We start from the raw sequence: 17,407 nt of genomic DNA on the forward strand, positions 1-17,407 counted from the left end.
AGAACTTCATTTTAATAATAAGTCTTGTTTAAACTTTTATTTAACCGCAAAAGTCACAAAAGATCTACTAAATTTTTTATTTAAAGTTGATCATTATAAATGAAAAAGAACACACAATAGTTTTTAAAAATCTTTGATTTTTATTCTTTTGAGCGCTTTGATTATCTTAGAAATTCGCTTTAACATCATCTTTTGTCCCTTTTGCGGTTAATTCTGAAATTAGTTTAAACAAGTTTAATACAAAGTGGCGAAATCCAAAATGCTTTATTTAATTTGAAATATGTTAAAATTTTAAATATTTTGATTGTTTTTGGTAAACGTCAACAATTCATTATGTTAAAGTAATTATTTTAGCATTGGTAAAATTGAAAATGCGCCTCAGAAATTATTTCATATTAATATTAATTGTCTCGCTATGCTCTTGTGTGTCTGTAAAAAAGCACAATGAGCAGCAGAAAGTATGTATTTCCCCCGAAAAGCTGAAAGAGGATGTTGATTTTGCGTATTCTAAACTGAAGGAAACGCACCCAAATCTTTATTGGTACATCACCAGAGAAACACTGGATTTTAAGTTTGACAGTCTTAAACAAACGATTCAGGAGCCGCTTACGCCACTTCAGTTTTATTTTAAATTGCAGCCTGTGATTGCCGAAATCCGTGAAGGTCATCTTTCGCTGAGAATTCCGTCCAAGAGAATTAGCAAAAAGGAAATTAAAACGCTGGAAGGGAAAAAAGGAATGTTCAGCCGTTTTGAATATTATGTGAAAAACGACAGACTTTACATTATCGAAAATAAAGATTCGATCCAAAATATAAAGACGGGAACTGAAATTCTCTCGATTGATAGGGTTCCTGTTTCTGAATATATTAAACGATATAAAAAACTGATCAGCAGTGATGGTTTCAATACGACTTTTCAGCCTTATTTCCTGAAAGATGTTTTCTTCAATTATTATGTTGCGGAAAAAGGCTACGAAGACCACGCAACTCTGGAAACGGTTTATAAAGGAGAAAAAAAGACTTACGAGATAACGCGGGAATCAAAATCTGAAGAGGATCTTAAGAAAGACAAGGAAAACAAAAAACGGACGCAGGAGAAAAAAGTGAATGATTACGTTGCTTTCAGCAATTCTTATAACCGGAATTTTAAATTTTTAGATCAGGACAGTACGGTTGCTTACATTCAGGTGAAAAGTTTTTCGGGTGTTTTTTCTTCGAAGTTTTATAAGGAAACGTTCAGAAAGATTAAAAAAGCAGGTGCAAAATATTTAATTATTGATATTCGGAACAATTACGGCGGTTCGCTTGAAGAAATTAATAATCTGTATTCTTACCTGAGTTCTGAACCTTATACTTTGATAAAACCGTCACAGGTAATCTCGAAATCGTCGCCTCTGAAAACCAATTATTTCAGAAAATCCGGTTTTTTGCAGTATGCTTTCAAAACATTGATGTATCCTGCATTTTTCTTCGGACAGACTTTCAGCACTTATAAAAAAGACGGCAAATTTTATTACAAAACAAGAGCCGACAAAGTATCTAAACCCAAAAATGATGTTTTTAAAGGGAAAGTTTTTGTGCTGATTAATGGCTCGAGTTTTTCAGCATCTTCTATTTTAACCTCAAAGCTTAAAAATGATAAAAAAGCAGTTCTTGTAGGTGAGGAAACCGGAGGAGCCAATGACGGGACGGTTGCCGGATTTTACTCTTATCAAACACTGCCTCATTCCAAGATCGATCTGCCTATAGGAGTTCTTCTGGTACAGCCCAATATTACGTTTACTGATACTCAAAAGGGGGTTGTTCCCGATATAAAAGTTTCTGAAACCATGGAGGATATTCTTGAGAAAAAAGATCCGCAACTGGATTGGATAATCAACGAAATTGAAAAAGAAAAACGTCCATAACTGATGCAAAAAAGTATTTTAAAAATCTTAAAAATCATAATTACGTCTCTGTTTTTATGGTTTATCATTCACTCCATTTATATTGTTACCGATGGTCTTTCTGATCAGGGAAAACGTGCCGATCTTGCCGTGATTTTAGGAAATAAAGTAAATGAAGACGGAACTTTATCAACAAAGCTTGAAAAACGTCTGGAAACCGGAATTGCGTTGTATCAGCAACACAGAATCTAAAAGATTCTCGTGAGTGGCGGATTGGGAAAGGAAGGATTTTATGAAGGCGACAAAATGAAGGATTTCCTTGTTAATAATGGAGTTCCGGATTCTGTAATTATTGTTGATAATAAAGGAGATAACACAAGATTAACCGTTGAAAACACGCTTAAACTTGAACCCAAATTACATTTTAAAAGCATTATCGTTGTTTCCCAATATTTCCATGTTACCCGAACCAAAAAACTGTTTGAAGATCAAGGCTTTGAAGAAGTAAGTTCAGCAAGTCCGGCTTATTTTGAATGGCGGGATCTGTATTCGATTTTGCGTGAATTTCCGGCTTATTATACGCAGTAAAGGTTTTCTTGGTTTTCGGCGGCTTCGCCGCCGAAAACCAAGAAAACCCCGAAACCTATTTTTTCAGTTCAGAGAAAAGCGTTTCAATCTGTTTAATATATTTTCCGTAGAAACCATTGAACCAGACTTTCCCCAGTAAAAACAGCAAAGGCATGGTGATGATCATGGTAGAAATCAGCGCGATGGCAATTTGCATATCCGTTAAAGGAACCGGTCGCGGAATAAATTCGAGGACGATAATAAGTTCACAGACCAAGAACGGCACAAAAGACAGATAAAAAGAAAGATAGTACTGCTTATTCAGGTTAAACTGATGCAAAAGATCCTGCAAACTGTCATACGTTTTCATCATCGTCTCGCTCATGTTTTTATACAGCTTAAAAAACTGACTGTAGAAGAAAAACGTTACAAAAACCATGGATCCTATAAGAATCGTGATGTAAAATTTAAACTTAAAAGATCCTGCACAGACAGCAATTAAGGCAAAAGCAAAAACGAAAATAGCCACGGTGGACCAAAATTCCATCCGCATATTTTTACGGATTTTTTCCAGCGGAAGATGGATTCTGTTTTTCTGCTCAATGCTTATTTCAGGGGTTTCGTCGAAAGAATGATCTTCATTCCATGTATTTTTAAGGTCGTCTATATTCATGATGTCTGATTTAAATGTTATTGTGTATTTGCGTTTAAGATATCTTTCAGCTTGTTTTTGGCGCGGTTCATTTTTACTCTTACATTTCCTTCGGAAATCCCCATTTGTTCGGCAATCTGCTTTCCGGAAAAATCTTCGAGATAATAGAAAATAAAAGCTTTGTCAATAGGATTCAACTGATGAATGGCTTTGTACATGGCATTCAGTTTTTCTTCTTTTTCATGATCAAATTCTTCCTGTATGATTTTATATTCCGAAAAATCTTCATTTCCTATAAAATTCCTTCTTTTTTCATTTTTAAGGAAAATAATAGCCGTATTCAGGGCAATTCTGTACAGCCATGTCGAAAATTCGCTTTCTCCTTTAAATTTCGGATACGCTTTCCAGACCTGATAGATGATCTCCTGAAAAAGATCATCGCGGTCTTCTTTTTCGTCCATGTACATTTTAGAAATCTTAAAAATGATTCCTTTATGTTTTTCTATTTCTCTTAAAAATTCGTGTTCTAATGAGGTCATAATTTTACGCTCTATAGAATTAGTTTGCCGTTCATAAAAATGTTACATTTTTTTTATTTAAAACAGCGTAATTTCATCATGAAAAGCTTTAAAAGCATTTAATATTCAAATGATTGTATTTTACTAATTGTATCAGACTTCTGTCTGATGTAAAGATTCCAAATCAAAATGAATTTATGTTTTGGCTGCAGCTAAATCTTTCTGATTATTAAAATGGATTAAAGCCTATTTCTATCAATATTTCTAAATGCTGCATTTTATTACAATAATTGTTTTAAATTTTTACATACCACATTGTTATTTATGGCTTAATATTTGAAATTCATCAGTAACACCAAAAATATAAATATGCCTTACATTACAAAACAGGACGATCAGAACGTTCAGCTTTACTATGAAGATTTCGGATCCGGACAACCCATTATTTTAATCCACGGATGGCCGTTAAGCGGAAAATCGTGGGAAATGCAGATTCCGGTGCTTTTAAATTTAGGATATCGCGTGATCGCATACGACAGAAAAGGGTTCGGAAAATCTTCACCAACTTATGACGGATACGATTATGACGGATTGGCAAAAGACCTTCATGAAATCATCTCACAGTTAGACCTTAAAAATGTTATTCTTTTCGGATTTTCTATGGGAGGTGGAGAAGTCGTGCGTTATTTAACGAATTACGGTTCAGAAAATGTAGACAAAGTCGCTTTAATCTCATCCATCATTCCGATTGTAAAACAGAAAGAAGACAATCCGGACGGAGTTCCGCAGGAAAAACTGGACGAGATCATGAATGCGCTGAAAACAGACCGAATCACTTTCCTTGAATCTTTCCACAAAGATTTTTATAATTTCGGAATGCTTTCAAAGCCTGTAAGCCAGAAACAACTGGATTTCGACTGGGCAATTGCTTCTTTCGCGAATCCTATTGCCACCATAAAATGTGCTGAAAGCTGGGCAAATACAGATTTCCGTCCCGAATTAGCCAACGTTAACGTAAGAACACTCATCGTTCACGGAGATTCGGATAATATTGTCCCGATTGATACTGCAGGAAAACAGGCTGCACAGGGAATTGCCAATAATGAATTTGTTATCATTGAAGGTGCGCCTCACGGTTTAAATGTAACCCACGCAGATGATTTAAACAGTATTATCAGCAGATTTTTAACGGAAAAATAACTTTTCTTCCAAATATATGTTTTTGATTTTTACTAATCAAATAATCCGCAGTCCTTTCAGATTGCGGATTTTGTTTTATGGTCTTTATTTAACTAATTTCAAATTAAACCCCAAAAGGCTCAAAAGATAATGATAAAGCTAAGCTTAAGAATAATCAAATTGTTTAAAATAAGAAAATCAAAGATTTTCATAAACTAATGTGTTCTGATATAAAGTTTAGAAATTATTATAAAATCTTATGTGGCTTATGTACTTTTAAAAACTCTACATTCCAATCTGCGAGACTGTCATTTTTAAGAGATTCTTCATTGCATAATGCTTCGCAAAATTTCATTCTGAATGACAGAGTGATTTTACTATTTTAAAAATATAACACATAAGTCACATAAGTTTATTTTAATGAGATACTTAAAAGATCACATAAGAAGAAAATCAAAGATTTTCACAAACTAAAGTGTTCTGATATAAAGCTTAAAATTATTATAAAATCTTATTTGACTTATGTGTTAAAAAAACTCTTACGCCCGTTAACTTTTAATAAAATTTCAAAATCAGGTTAAAAGATCAGTGATTAAAAAATATAATCCGTACTCAGGAAATTAGAATCATGACCTCTTACAATCGTGTTCAGGAGATTTTTATTGGATTCTGTAACTTTTGCAGCAACCAGAGAACGGATTGAAAACGAACGAAGCGCATCAAAAACAGAAAGCGTTCCTTCCGCACTGTCTTTTCTTCCGGTGAACGGAAAAACATCCGGTCCGCGCTGAGCCTGACAATTGATATTCACTCGGCTTACCAGATTCACAAAAGGATCAATTAATCTGGAAACTTCCATCGCATCTTCACTGAAAATACTCACCTGCATTCCATGATCTGCATGAACCTGATACTCAATCGGCTCTTCAATATCATCAAAAGGAACCACCGGAATTACAGGCCCGAACTGCTCTTCATGATACAGTTTCATCTCATGATTTACAGGATAAACCACTGCTGGAAACACGAAAGATTCTTCTGTGAAACCACCGTTTTCATTTAAAACTTTAGCACCTTTAGATAATGCATCTTCAATACATTCTTTCAGATAAGAAGGTTTATTGACTTCCGGAAGCGGAGTAATTTTTACGTCTTTTTCCCAAGGAAGTCCCGGTTTCATTGCCGAAACGGCTTCCGTTAATTTGCGGGTAAATTCTTCTGCCACTTCTTTCTGAACGAAAATTAATTTTAAAGCGGTGCATCTCTGTCCGTTAAAAGAAAGAGATCCCAAAATACATTCACTCACCGCAACATCCAGATTGGCGTGTTTTGTAACAATAGCCGCATTCTTAGCATCTAAACTTAAAATCGCTCTTAAACGATTAACTTTCGGATGAAGTTTTTTCAATCCGTTCGCAACTTTACTCGATCCGATGAATGCAAGAACATTCACTTTCCCGCTTTCCATGATCGGCGTGATGATTTCCGAACCTTTTCCGTACAACGTATTTACCGTTCCTTTCGGGAAAGCTTCTTTAAAAGCATTTAATAAAGGATAGTGCGCTAAAACACCATGTTTTGGAAGTTTAAACAGAATGGTATTTCCCATAATCAACGCAGGAATAAGCGTCGTGAAGATTTCATTTAAAGGATAATTGAAAGGTCCCATGCTTAACACCACACCAAGCGGCGCTCTTCGGATCTGGGCAATCGTACCTTCCGCCTGCTGAAAACGGGAAGATTCTCTGTCGAGATCTTTTAGTGCATCAATCGTCTGGTTGATGTAATCCACCGTTCTGTCGAATTCTTTCGTAGAATCTGCCAATGTTTTCCCGATCTCCCACATCAGCAATCTGATCACAAGATCTCTCTGCTGAATCATTAAGTACACAAATTTCTGCATACATTTTATTCTCCCTTCCACAGACATTGTTGGCCACTCTCCCAGTCCGTTGTCATACGCTTTTACGCAGGCTTCCAAAACTTTCATAGCTTCATTAGGACCGATATTCGGGATGCTTCCCAACAGTTTTCTCTCCAGACCATTTTCTGTACGGATACAGACCGGAGAATAAATATTCTGCATCTCTCCGTTCCATTCTACCAATTCGCCATTGAGAAGGTATTCCCGCTGATGAATTTCGGGAACTTTATATTCTTCGGGAATTTCGTTTTCGGATTTGAATATTTCATGAAATGACGGACTGTTTGCTGAACTCATAAATCTTTTATTTTTTTAATATTGATAAGGTTAAAATTTGTCTATACTAAAGGTAGACCTAAAAATCGATTTTAAAAAGACCTTCGTAATAGATTTGCTCTATTTAAAACAAAAATTAACATTCCGTTTCCAGATTAAAGAAAACTATCATTTTCTTCTTCTGTGATCTTCTAAGTATTGAAAATAAACAAAAACTCATGTGATTGATGTGTTATATTTAAAATAATAAAATTGCTCTGTCATTCAGAATGGAATTTTGCGCAACATTATGCAATGAAGAATCTTTTAAAATGTAGTTTTTTAAGATTTTTCGGCTCCACTTCGTTGTGCTCAAAATGACAGTGTTGCAGATTAAAATGTAAGTGTATGTTTTTTAACCACAAAAGATTTTGATGCTTTATTAAAGTTAACACGCATAAGAATAAAAGAACTCAACAGTTTTAAAAATCTTTGATTTTTATGCTTTTAAGGGCTTTAATTATTCTGAAACTGGGCTTTCTCATTATCTTTTGCGGTTAAAAAAAGCGATTATATTTAGCTTGTTTTTTACAATTTTCAGCGCTGAAAAACCATAATAAAATTGTAATTTTCAGGAAATAAAAAATATGAAGAAACTCGGGATCATCGGCTGTGGCTGGTTGGGAAACCATTTGGCGGAACGTCTGTCGAAAAACTATGAAATTTTTTCTACCACCACAACGGAAGCAAAACTGGATGTTTTGAAATCTAAAGGATATCATGCGGATCTTGTAAAATTTCCAGATGAAACTGATGCTGACATGAAACCGTGGAAAATAGCTTCTGAACTGGACACCATTATTGTTGCCGTTCCTTTTTCAGGATTAAGAGGTTCCAGAATTCTGATGACGGGAAAAAGAGAAAACCTGCTTCGTTTTATCGGAGATTTTAACCGTCAGATTTTTTATACAAGTTCCACAGGCGTTTACCCGGATATCGAAAAAGAGTTTTCGGAGGATGATCTTCCGGCAGCGGAAGTGGAAAGTGAAAACTTTATGCTGGAGAAATTCCCTCAGACCAATATTCTGAGACTGGGCGGTTTAATGGGTGGTGAAAGATTGCTGAAAAATTACAATATATCCCATCCGGATCAGTTGGTGAATCATATTCATTATGCAGACATCTGTTCGGTTGTTGAAAAGATGTTAGACCAGAAATCTCAGGCTAAAGTTTATAATATTGTTGCTCCGATTCATCCCAACAAAGAAGAAATAATCAACGCGCAGAAAAATCTGGCTTATGAAGGGGAGAGGAGAGCGAAGGGAAGGATAATTTCCCCTGCAAAATTAATGGAAGAACTGAATTTTGAATTTCAATATCCCGATCCGAGATATTTTCACCTGAATGTAAATAATTAATAAAAATGATGACTGTTTTATCTTGCGGACCTATTTTTGAGCCTTTAATGGGGGTGCTGTTTTCTACGGTTAGCTGTATTGGATTTCTGATATTTTTAGCAGTTCGTTTCTTTAAAGGCGAAACTTATACCCTGTTGAAAAATTCAGGAACCGCGAACAAAACCTTCAGTATTATTCTGTATGGTGTGGCAGGAATTATAGTGACGGCTTTTGTCTGGTTTATTCTCACCTTTGTTTTTGCAATAATTGTTTTCTGGTATACCAAAAATTTTTAGAGTTTTAAATTTTAAAGTAAAAAAGATCCTTCCACAAACTCAGTATGACTTCTCCGATGCAGGCTGTTATTTTCAACGGTGTAATAATGAGCCTGTAGAAGGTTTATGATAAAATAATTGACAGGTAATTTATTCTATCTGTTCATGAGTATATTCTCAATCGATTCTAAAATTTCTTTTTCAATATTTTCTTCGGTAATTGTTTCCAGAGTGTATTTCTGCTCTTTGAAAGCAGCGGTTCCCGTTCCGTTCTGAAAAATGGTGTCCTGATGAATTCCGATGCGTTTCAGATTTTTATAGGCAACGAACATGATGTGCGGAAATTTATCATTCGCATAAAAATTAGATTCCACATTTCTGGAAATCTGAAGTTTCATATGGGTTTGTGAATTGACGCCCAAACCGTTTTTATTTTCTTCATTAAAAGTTACTTTACAGCCAAATCCGTTTTCTCTCAGCATCCTTCTGAATTCCTGCATTTTCGGTTCGATGAGGTTTTTACTCAGCGTTCTGAACCCTTCAATAAACATATCTTCCTCGCTTTTCTTCTTAGCAAGACTTTCCTGCAGTTTTTGTTCTTCCGTTTTTAAATTGGAAAACAGAGAATTAAGCCGTTCTATATTTTCTTCCTTCATGGTAATTAAAAATCAATAAATAATTGTCCTGTTTTTACGACCAGAATTATCGTGAAATTTTTTAATTGTATTCTAAATTAAGTAATGACTAATTGGTATTATTTTCTACTATGCCGAATTTCTGCTCGCATTAATATTTCCAAACAAAGAACGCGTCACCAGTTTTCCGTAGGCTTCCAGATCGCCTTCCCCTTTCTGAATTTTCATTAATGCATATTGCTGAATGCTCAACAGAGGCAAAACAATTCTTTCGCGGATTTTCACCGATTTTCTGGAAAGCGGATCTTCCTCCTGAAGCATTTTAAAGCCTGTTAATTCCAGCATAATATTTTTGGAAAGATTGTATTCATCAAACAGAACATTCCAGAATGCACCGAATTTCGGGTTGTTTTTAATATAATACGTCAAAGGAAAATAGGTCTTGTTCATACTCATCATCGAGTTTAAAACCAACGTTTTAAAGAAATCCGAACCTCTGTACAATTCTCTTACCTCATCAAATCTTCCCTGTTCTTTCAACTGCTGCATCGCAAAACCAAATCCGAAGAATCCCGGAACATTCTGCTTCAACTGCGACCATGATCCAACAAAAGGAATCGCTCTTAAATCTTCAAATTTAAGCTCACTTCCGCCTCCTCTTTTTGACGGACGGCTTCCGATATTAGTTTTTCCGTAATATTCAAGCGTACTCATTTCCTGCAAATAAGGAACAAACATAGGATGCGCTTTCAGATCTGAATATTTTTTATAACTGATTTCAGCCAGTTCAATAATTAACGCCCTTTCTTTTTCTGTTAGTTCTTTTTTCGCATTTTTGAAAACATCATTTTCCACTCCGGCTGTTAAAAGTTGCTCGAAATTATATTTTGCCTGTTCTTTATTTCCGAAAATGCTTGTAATCGTCTGTCCCTGAATTGTTAATTCAATTTTATTATTCGCAATGGTTTTGCCCTGTGAAGCATAGAAATCGTGGGTTTTTCCGCCTCCTCTTGCGGGAGGTCCTCCTCGACCGTCGAAGAACACGACCTTAATTCCGTTTTGCTCGGAAAGTTTCGTTAACACTTCTTTGGCTTTATAAATTTCCCAGTTGGCTTTCAGGTAACCTCCGTCTTTCGTTCCGTCCGAGAAACCCAGCATAATGGTCTGATGATTTCCTCTTTTTTCCAGATGCTTTTTATAAACAGGATTTTGGTACAATTCGTTCATTACATTTTCTGCGTTGGCAAGACCTTCCATTGTTTCAAAAAGCGGAACGATATCCATATTGATTTCATCTTCCTGGTAACCGCAGACTTTGAAAAACGCATACACATTCATCACATCTTTTACCGCATCGGAATTCGAAATAATATAACGGTTCATTCCTCTCAATCCGTTCAGTTGCTGGATTTGTGAAATTTGGGAAACCGTAAGCAAAGTATCTTTTACAATATCTTCAAAATCATCCGGATTTACTTTTTCAGTAACCTGAATTAACTTATTGAATTTTTCTTCCTGCGTAGCATCAATGGCTCCGAATACTTTAGCAAAAACCTCATCAATTACTTTCTGATGAATTCTGCTGTCCTGCCGAACATCCAGAGTCGCAAAATGTGTCCCGAAAATCTTCACGCGGTCTTTGAAATTCACCAACTGATCAAGGAACAATGAATTGTGCTGCTCCACGAGGATTTTTTGGGCTTCTTCCAGTCTTTTGATAATATCATCTGCCGTAATTTTTTCATTCCTGAAAATCGCGGAATACAGTTCGTTGCTCAGTTTTGTTAAAACCTCCGAAACACCTCTGAAACTCAATCTTCTTCGAACCGATTTCAGGTTGTTGTAATAGGCTTTTAAAATTGCAGTATGCAGTTCTTCCGCCACTCTTTTCGTGACTTCTGCTGTTACAAAAGGATTTCCGTCGCGGTCTCCTCCCGGCCAGAATCCAAGCTGGATCAGATCTTCATGCAGATGAAAATGATCGTTTTCGAATGTCGTTTTTATTTTCGTGAAAAGTTCTCCGATGGTATCGTAATATACATATCTCAGATAATAAATGATGCTCAACGCTTCATCAATCGGAGTTGGTTTTTCCTTATTGACGAACGGTGTTTTTCCCAACTGCTGCAAAAGCATATCGATATTCGTAATAGAATCGGTTGTAATAGCATTTCTGAGATCGTGAAGGATTCTCTGTACAGAATTTGGGTAAAACTGTGTCGGGTGAGCCGTAAACACAATTTTAATGGCAAAATCTTTCAGTTTTTCACGCACTTTTTCCAATTTATGATCCTGAAGCGAACGTTCGTACATATTGGTTACCGTTCCGTTATCACTTTCGGAGTGAAGGTTCGGAAATGCAGCATCTTCAATACTATCAAACAAAACCACCTGTCTTTCAATATATTGGATTATTTTGAAAAGCAGTTCTGTTTTCTGTTCTTCGGTCTGCAAATCGGTATGATTTTTAAAGAATTCTTCAACGATTTCTTCAGGCGTTTTTCCGGCTTCATAGCCGATTTTGCTTTCTTCACAAAGGAACGGAAGCAGCATCCCGATATTCGTCATTTTATCATAAGGCAGGCTCATAAACAATGAATTGTAGATCTGGAACTTATTTTCCACGATCTGCCTGAATTTTTCTGCGCGTTGGTCGTGTATCATATAACAAATGTAGGGGATTTTGGGTGGAATTCAAATGGGATTTAGTTGAAAATTATATAAATTTGTTCTCAATAACCAAGATAATATTAATTATGGCTAGAACAACTTTAGAAGATTTTTTAAAACGTTCAATTGAAGTACATGGTGACAAATATGATTATTCAAAAGTTGTATATAAAACAACAGAAACTAAAGTCACTATTGTATGTAAAATACATGGAGATTTTCAATTAAGACCTCGTGCTCATTATTCAGATAGAAGAGGATGTGACGAATGTGATAAAACAGGAAAAAGTGGATTTCACAAAAGTGAATGGGCAGATAAAATAAAATTTGTTTATTTATTAGAGCTTTATGGAAATAGTGAAAGATTTTTAAAATTTGGAGTTACAATAAAAGGTGTTGATGATAGAGTTACAAGAGGCGAAATTCCATACTCCTATACCACACTTTTTGAAAAAAAATTAAGCGGAGAATTAGCAATGTCAATTGAGCAAAATATAAAATTAAAATATAAGAGTATTACTTATAAACCTTTTTTAAATTTTCGCGGAAGTACCGAATGCTTACCGTTAGCAATCAAAAACAATATTTTGAATTATTTAGAAAAAAACACTCTATAAATTTTATATTTATTTAAAAACTTATTACTATACTAAGATTCAAAGATGTTAGGAAATAATTTTGAAATAAAAATTTAAATACCTATTCTACACCAACCATCAATCCATAATCCCATGAAAAAAATACTCCTATTCCTACTTCCCCTTCTCCTTTTCTCCGCCTGCGGCGAAGACTGCTACAATGCGCCACAACCGATTGCTTTTAAATTTGTGGATTCCAACGATGTGAATCTAATAACGGACGGAACGCTTACCAATTATTCGGTGAAAGAAGAAAACCAGACTAATATTCAGCTTACGAAAACCAATGATGATATGGTTATTCTGGAAAATGTGGGTGCTTACAACGGAACGAAAAATTATACCTTTACTTCCAATATTAAAAATTTCACTTTTACGATCCAGTCATCAGAATTTAAAGGAGGCTGCGATGGTTTTCAGATCAACAAACTCACGTTTACTGGCATTGGAATTGATGTGAAAGACGAGAACGGCTACTACAAAATTATTTTCCAGTAAATTTCTGTTCGCTACATTTGCAAAAATAAAAGAATGAAAGTATTATTTCCGGTTTTACTGCTTTGCTCAGGTTGGATATTCAGCCAGAAAACCGTTCCTTCAGACTTCAAAAAAATTCCGGAAATCCTTGATAATACAGAACTGCTCTACCCTTTTATCGTTCCGGATAAAAAATACGAATACTGGAGCGTTCTCAGAAATAATCCCAATCCCGATAAAGCCATCATTTACGAAAGTCAGATGCCTGATCTGATGACGTTGAATGATCCTACACCCGAAAAAGGATTTTTTCAGAAATGTCTCGGCGAAAACTGCTATTCCTATATTTTAGCCTGTGAAAAAAGCCGGTCGAAATACTTTTCAAACGAACAGCAGTTGAGAGATTTTATCGGTTTTGTAGACAATCTTCCGGAAGCTATTTTAATTGCCAATACTTTCGGATATTCGGTTGACAGTTCCAATCAACTAGGAAGTGCATATAAAATTGAAAATCAGCACATTTCACTGTATCTTTCAAAATCTAAAAATGGTTCTGAAACTAAAGAATCTTTTTTCATTAAAATCAATAGAAAAACAGGAAAATTGGAGGTAAAAAGTAATGGAGCTTATTAAAGTTTTTTAATTTTTTTGGTATTCAGAATGAAATTTTGCGAAGCAATATGCAATGAATAATCTCTTGATAATGACAGCTTTTAAGATTAAATACGCATACTTTTTAACCACAAAAGCCACAAAAGATTTTTAGGCTTAATTAAAGTTAACAATCATAATAGAGATAGCACACAATAGTTTTTAAAAATCTCTGATTTTTTATTCTTTTGAGACCTTTTATTATTCTGAAATTTGGCTTTATCATCATCTTTTGTGACTTTTGTGGTTAAATTCCTATGTCATTCTGAATGAAATTTTGTGAAGGCTTATTCAATGATCAATTTATTGAAAATGAAACCTTTAAATATTAAACACACATACTTTTTTACCACAAAAGCCACAAAAGATTCTTAGGCTTAATTAAAGTTAACAAGCATAATAGAAAAAGCACACAATAGTTTTTAAAAATCTCTGATTTTTATTCTCTTGAGACCTTTTATTATTCTGAAATTTGGCTTTATCATCATATTTTGTGACTTTTGTGGTTAAATTCCTCTGTCATTCTGAATGGAATTTCGCAAAGGATTATTCAATGATTAATTTATTGAAAATGAAACCTTTAAATATTAAACACATATAATTTTTGAACCACAAAAGCCACAAAATATTTTTAGGCTTAATTAAAGTTAACAAACATTATAGAAAAAGTACACAATAGTTTTTAAAAATCTCTGATTTTTATTCTTTTGAGAACTTTTATTATTCTGAAATTTGGCTTTATCATCATCTTTTGTGACTTTTGTGGTTAAATTCCTCTGTCATTCTGAATGGTATTTTGCGAAGCAATTTGCAATGAAGAATCTATTCATATGAAGTTTTTTGAGATTTTTCGACTCCACTTCGTTGCGCTCAAAATGACAGTGTTGTAGATTGAATGAAAGAGTTTTTTAAACACAAAGTCACATAAGATTTTAAATAATTTCTAAGCTTTACTCAAAACACATCAGTTTTTGAAAATTTTTGATTTTCTTCTTACGTGATCTTTTAATGATAATTCATCAAAATTCAATAGTTTTAATAAAAGAGAATCATTAAAATTTTAAAACTTTATTAACTTAGTTTTTGTGTGGTATTGCGTAATTTTGAATTCAAATAAATTTAAGAACAATGCTTAATTTCGAACTAAAAAATCCAACCAAAATACTTTTCGGAAAAGGTGAAATTGCTAAAATTTCAAAAGAAATTCCCGCAGATGCCAAAATTTTAATGATTTACGGAGGCGGAAGCATCAAAAACAATGGTGTTTACGATCAGGTAAAAGAAGCTTTAAAAGGTCATGAAGTGCATGAATTCGGAGGCGTTCCTGCCAATCCGGAATATGAAGTATTGATTAATGCTTTGAGCTTTATCAAAGAAAATAATATTACTTTTCTCTTGGCTGTCGGAGGCGGATCTGTAATCGACGGAACGAAATTTCTTTCCGCTGCTGCAAATTATGATGGGGAACCGTGGGAAATTCTTACGAAACCTGTAAGAACTTTTGAAGGGGAAGGAATGCCTTTCGGGACTGTTCTTACGCTTCCTGCAACCGGTTCTGAGATGAATTCGGGGTACGTGATTTCCAGAAGAGAAACCAACGAAAAATTGTCTTCGGGAGGTCCCGGATTATTTCCTCAATTCTCGGTTCTGGATCCGGAAGTGGTGAGATCGATTCCGCAAAGACAGATCGTTAATGGTTTAACGGATGCTTATACTCACGTTCTGGAACAGTATATGACGGCTCCTTCTTCGGCAGATCTTCAGGAAAGAATTGCAGAAAGTATTCTCATCAGTATACAGGAAACGGCTCCGAAAGTTCTGGCGGAGGAATTTGATTATGACGCAGCCGGAAATTTCATGTGGTGCTGTACAATGGCTCTTAACGGACTGATTCAGAAGGGTGTGATTACAGACTGGGCGGTTCACGCAATGGGACATGAACTGACGGCTTATTTCGGGATCGATCATGCAAGAACTTTAGCCATTATTGCTCCGTCTCATTACCGTTATAATTTCGAAACCAAAAAAGGTAAACTGGCTCAGTATGCGGAAAGAGTCTGGGGAATTAAAGACGGAACGGTTGATGAAAAAGCAGAACTGGGAATCAAAAAGCTGGAAGAATTCTTCCACAGCCTTCATATTGATACGAAACTTTCTGATTATACAGAAGATTATAAAGGTACTGCTGAAAGAGTGGAAAAAACTTTCACAGAGAGAAACTGGCTTGGTTTGGGAGAATACAGAAAACTGACACCTCAAGATGCTTCTAAAATTGTGGAAATGAGCTATTAAAAGCCGAAAGTTTCAGATCCGAAGAGGGAAGTTTATTGCTATGCTGTAAAAAATAAACCAGACAGGGATAAACTTTCCTCTTACAATTTTTGTTCCAATTTGCTTTTTCTGTAATCAATCGTTTAAAAAACCTTAATTTCATTAGAGATATTTCAAATTTATTTATATTTTAGCATATTCTTAAATTTGTAAAAATGAAAAAACAATTACTTTTATTTGCCTTTTCAGCGTTAGCGCTTACTTCATGTAACGATGATGATATCCAGGGTTATGAAATGGATATGATGAAAGGTGATTGGAAGATCAGTAAAAAAGAAACGATATCAGGAAAAGACGATAAATTTGTAATCGGTACTACAACGCCTACAGGATGTTCTGTGAATGACAAACTGGAGTTCAGAACAGATTATTATACCTCTTTTACAACATATGGAGGAACTGGTACAAACTGTAATGTTGTGGCGAAAGTAGAAGGTAAATATGAGTATAATTCTGAAACAAAAGATTTAACCGTTACCTACACAGGAAACAGTGCTGTGAAGTACAGAATCGTAGTTCTTACAAGCTCTGAAATGAGAATAAAGCAATTGTCCGGCAATATAGATCAAGACGGCGATACGATACCGGATGCGGAATATATTACCTACAAAAGATAAAAAAGAAAACTCTCGAAAAATTCGGGAGTTTTTTCTTGAAAAGAAAATTTTAATATTCAACTAAAATTATTAAAACAATGAAGAAGATTTTTTCGGCATTTCTGATGCTGACTTTTGCCCTGTTTTTTGCACAGGAAAAACCGATGTTTTGGCAGGACATTCAAAATTTTAAGAAACTGAATCTGGAAAATCCTCCTGCTAAAAACGCAATTCTTTTAGTAGGAAGTTCGTCTTTTACTAAATGGACGGATGTTGCGAATTATTTTCCGGATAAAACCATCATCAACAGAGGTTTCGGAGGCTCAAGATTAACGGATCTGAATGATTATGCAGAGGATCTTTTAAATCCTTATCAACCCAAACAGATCATCATTTACTGTGGTGAGAACGATTTTGCCGACAACGATAAATTGAAAGCTGATGTTGTAGTGGAAAGATTTAAAGCATTCTATAAAAAAATCCGCACAAAATTCCCGAAAATTGAAGTAGATTATATTTCCATCAAATATTCTCCAAGCCGCGAAAAACTTTGGCCACAAATGAAGGAAGCCAATAAAAAGATTTCCGATTTCATGAAAAAACAGCCGAATGCAGCGTTTATTGACATCACAAAGGTAATGCAGGATACAAACGGAAACGTGAGAAAAGACCTGTTTGTGGAAGATATGCTTCACATGACGCCGGAAGGCTACAGATTATGGACTTCTGTGATGAATCCTTATATGAAATAATTTT

General features: G+C 34.9%; 17 protein-coding genes. 12 read left to right on the forward strand and 5 right to left on the reverse strand.

Going from position 1 to position 17,407, the window contains the following annotated elements; all coding sequences use genetic code 11:
• Positions 1–425 precede the first annotated feature (425 nt).
• Genes B0E34_RS15190 through B0E34_RS21630 form a run of 3 tightly spaced genes read left to right on the forward strand, consistent with a single transcriptional unit; the run spans position 426 to position 2,474 of the window.
• Positions 426–1,907, forward strand: coding sequence for a S41 family peptidase (locus B0E34_RS15190; protein WP_228423094.1), 1,482 nt, complete (start codon positions 426–428; stop codon positions 1,905–1,907).
• A gap of 3 nt (positions 1,908–1,910) precedes the next feature.
• On the forward strand, positions 1,911–2,138 hold the full coding sequence (locus B0E34_RS21625; RefSeq protein ID WP_087710816.1) for a YdcF family protein: 228 nt from the start codon (positions 1,911–1,913) through the stop codon (positions 2,136–2,138).
• Positions 2,139–2,147: 9 nt separating this feature from the next.
• Entirely contained in the window at positions 2,148–2,474 is a 327-nt protein-coding gene (locus tag B0E34_RS21630) for a YdcF family protein (protein ID WP_087710819.1), read from the forward strand.
• 55 nt (positions 2,475–2,529) lie between these two features.
• Here the strand turns inward: B0E34_RS21630 and B0E34_RS15205 are convergent, their stop codons facing one another.
• Together B0E34_RS15205 and B0E34_RS15210 are read right to left on the reverse strand one after the other, a co-directional pair.
• Positions 2,530–3,126, reverse strand: coding sequence for a hypothetical protein (locus B0E34_RS15205; RefSeq protein WP_087710821.1), 597 nt, complete (start codon positions 3,124–3,126; stop codon positions 2,530–2,532).
• A 17-nt stretch (positions 3,127–3,143) separates the two neighbouring features.
• The gene (locus tag B0E34_RS15210) at positions 3,144–3,644 is read right to left on the reverse strand and encodes an RNA polymerase sigma factor (protein ID WP_087710823.1); all 501 of its coding nucleotides are present in this window, start codon (positions 3,642–3,644) and stop codon (positions 3,144–3,146) included.
• 348 nt (positions 3,645–3,992) lie between these two features.
• Here B0E34_RS15210 and B0E34_RS15215 point away from each other — a divergent pair, with 348 nt between their 5' ends.
• Positions 3,993–4,823, forward strand: a complete 831-nt coding sequence (locus B0E34_RS15215; RefSeq protein ID WP_076394550.1) for an alpha/beta fold hydrolase — start codon at positions 3,993–3,995, stop codon at positions 4,821–4,823.
• Positions 4,824–5,394: 571 nt separating this feature from the next.
• Here B0E34_RS15215 and B0E34_RS15220 read toward each other — a convergent pair.
• Positions 5,395–7,023, reverse strand: coding sequence for an NADP-dependent glyceraldehyde-3-phosphate dehydrogenase (locus tag B0E34_RS15220; protein WP_087710825.1), 1,629 nt, complete (start codon positions 7,021–7,023; stop codon positions 5,395–5,397).
• Positions 7,024–7,628: 605 nt separating this feature from the next.
• On the opposite strand from B0E34_RS15220, the gene B0E34_RS15225 reads away from it, so the two are divergent.
• Together B0E34_RS15225 and B0E34_RS15230 are read left to right on the forward strand one after the other, a co-directional pair.
• Positions 7,629–8,399 carry a Rossmann-fold NAD(P)-binding domain-containing protein gene (locus B0E34_RS15225; RefSeq protein ID WP_087710826.1) on the forward strand — a complete coding sequence of 257 codons (771 nt, stop codon included), beginning with the start codon at positions 7,629–7,631 and terminating at the stop codon, positions 8,397–8,399.
• A gap of 5 nt (positions 8,400–8,404) precedes the next feature.
• Positions 8,405–8,674 carry a hypothetical protein gene (locus B0E34_RS15230; protein WP_123956648.1) on the forward strand — a complete coding sequence of 90 codons (270 nt, stop codon included), beginning with the start codon at positions 8,405–8,407 and terminating at the stop codon, positions 8,672–8,674.
• A 134-nt stretch (positions 8,675–8,808) separates the two neighbouring features.
• On the opposite strand, the gene B0E34_RS15235 is transcribed toward B0E34_RS15230, so the two are convergent.
• A complete protein-coding gene (locus B0E34_RS15235; RefSeq protein WP_087710831.1) occupies positions 8,809–9,309 on the reverse strand; it encodes a hypothetical protein in 501 nt (166 codons plus the stop codon).
• Positions 9,310–9,417: 108 nt separating this feature from the next.
• Complete coding sequence (locus B0E34_RS15240) at positions 9,418–11,952, reverse strand: phosphoenolpyruvate carboxylase (protein ID WP_087710833.1); 2,535 nt, start codon at positions 11,950–11,952, stop codon at positions 9,418–9,420.
• A 92-nt stretch (positions 11,953–12,044) separates the two neighbouring features.
• On the opposite strand from B0E34_RS15240, the gene B0E34_RS15245 reads away from it, so the two are divergent.
• From B0E34_RS15245 to B0E34_RS15270, 6 genes are all read left to right on the forward strand, one after another.
• Positions 12,045–12,575 carry a DUF723 domain-containing protein gene (locus B0E34_RS15245; RefSeq protein WP_087710835.1) on the forward strand — a complete coding sequence of 177 codons (531 nt, stop codon included), beginning with the start codon at positions 12,045–12,047 and terminating at the stop codon, positions 12,573–12,575.
• A 114-nt stretch (positions 12,576–12,689) separates the two neighbouring features.
• Positions 12,690–13,094: a hypothetical protein gene (locus tag B0E34_RS15250; RefSeq protein ID WP_087710837.1), complete on the forward strand. Its 405-nt coding sequence runs from the start codon at positions 12,690–12,692 to the stop codon at positions 13,092–13,094.
• Between the two features lie 33 nt (positions 13,095–13,127).
• The gene (locus B0E34_RS15255; protein WP_087710839.1) at positions 13,128–13,706 is read left to right on the forward strand and encodes a hypothetical protein; all 579 of its coding nucleotides are present in this window, start codon (positions 13,128–13,130) and stop codon (positions 13,704–13,706) included.
• A 1,146-nt stretch (positions 13,707–14,852) separates the two neighbouring features.
• The gene (locus tag B0E34_RS15260) at positions 14,853–16,016 is read left to right on the forward strand and encodes an iron-containing alcohol dehydrogenase (protein WP_087710841.1); all 1,164 of its coding nucleotides are present in this window, start codon (positions 14,853–14,855) and stop codon (positions 16,014–16,016) included.
• Between the two features lie 194 nt (positions 16,017–16,210).
• Entirely contained in the window at positions 16,211–16,672 is a 462-nt protein-coding gene (locus B0E34_RS15265) for a lipocalin-like domain-containing protein (RefSeq protein WP_087710843.1), read from the forward strand.
• Positions 16,673–16,749: 77 nt separating this feature from the next.
• A complete protein-coding gene (locus B0E34_RS15270; protein WP_087710845.1) occupies positions 16,750–17,403 on the forward strand; it encodes a GDSL-type esterase/lipase family protein in 654 nt (217 codons plus the stop codon).
• Positions 17,404–17,407: the final 4 nt, after the last annotated feature.

This window comes from Chryseobacterium mucoviscidosis (assembly GCF_002177115.1).
GTDB lineage: Bacteria > Bacteroidota > Bacteroidia > Flavobacteriales > Weeksellaceae > Chryseobacterium > Chryseobacterium mucoviscidosis.

What these genes read in the sequence shown, in the direction of transcription:
- B0E34_RS21625 (WP_087710816.1), top strand. Translation starts at nt 1,911, where the DNA reads ATGCAAAAAAGTATTTTAAAAATCTTAAAAATCATAATTACGTCTCTG.
- B0E34_RS15205 (WP_087710821.1), bottom strand. Translation starts at nt 3,126, where the DNA reads ATGAATATAGACGACCTTAAAAATACATGGAATGAAGATCATTCTTTC.
- B0E34_RS15210 (WP_087710823.1), bottom strand. Translation starts at nt 3,644, where the DNA reads ATGACCTCATTAGAACACGAATTTTTAAGAGAAATAGAAAAACATAAA.
- B0E34_RS15215 (WP_076394550.1), top strand. Translation starts at nt 3,993, where the DNA reads ATGCCTTACATTACAAAACAGGACGATCAGAACGTTCAGCTTTACTAT.
- B0E34_RS15220 (WP_087710825.1), bottom strand. Translation starts at nt 7,023, where the DNA reads ATGAGTTCAGCAAACAGTCCGTCATTTCATGAAATATTCAAATCCGAA.
- B0E34_RS15225 (WP_087710826.1), top strand. Translation starts at nt 7,629, where the DNA reads ATGAAGAAACTCGGGATCATCGGCTGTGGCTGGTTGGGAAACCATTTG.
- B0E34_RS15230 (WP_123956648.1), top strand. Translation starts at nt 8,405, where the DNA reads ATGATGACTGTTTTATCTTGCGGACCTATTTTTGAGCCTTTAATGGGG.
- B0E34_RS15235 (WP_087710831.1), bottom strand. Translation starts at nt 9,309, where the DNA reads ATGAAGGAAGAAAATATAGAACGGCTTAATTCTCTGTTTTCCAATTTA.
- B0E34_RS15240 (WP_087710833.1), bottom strand. Translation starts at nt 11,952, where the DNA reads ATGATACACGACCAACGCGCAGAAAAATTCAGGCAGATCGTGGAAAAT.
- B0E34_RS15245 (WP_087710835.1), top strand. Translation starts at nt 12,045, where the DNA reads ATGGCTAGAACAACTTTAGAAGATTTTTTAAAACGTTCAATTGAAGTA.
- B0E34_RS15250 (WP_087710837.1), top strand. Translation starts at nt 12,690, where the DNA reads ATGAAAAAAATACTCCTATTCCTACTTCCCCTTCTCCTTTTCTCCGCC.
- B0E34_RS15255 (WP_087710839.1), top strand. Translation starts at nt 13,128, where the DNA reads ATGAAAGTATTATTTCCGGTTTTACTGCTTTGCTCAGGTTGGATATTC.
- B0E34_RS15260 (WP_087710841.1), top strand. Translation starts at nt 14,853, where the DNA reads ATGCTTAATTTCGAACTAAAAAATCCAACCAAAATACTTTTCGGAAAA.
- B0E34_RS15265 (WP_087710843.1), top strand. Translation starts at nt 16,211, where the DNA reads ATGAAAAAACAATTACTTTTATTTGCCTTTTCAGCGTTAGCGCTTACT.
- B0E34_RS15270 (WP_087710845.1), top strand. Translation starts at nt 16,750, where the DNA reads ATGAAGAAGATTTTTTCGGCATTTCTGATGCTGACTTTTGCCCTGTTT.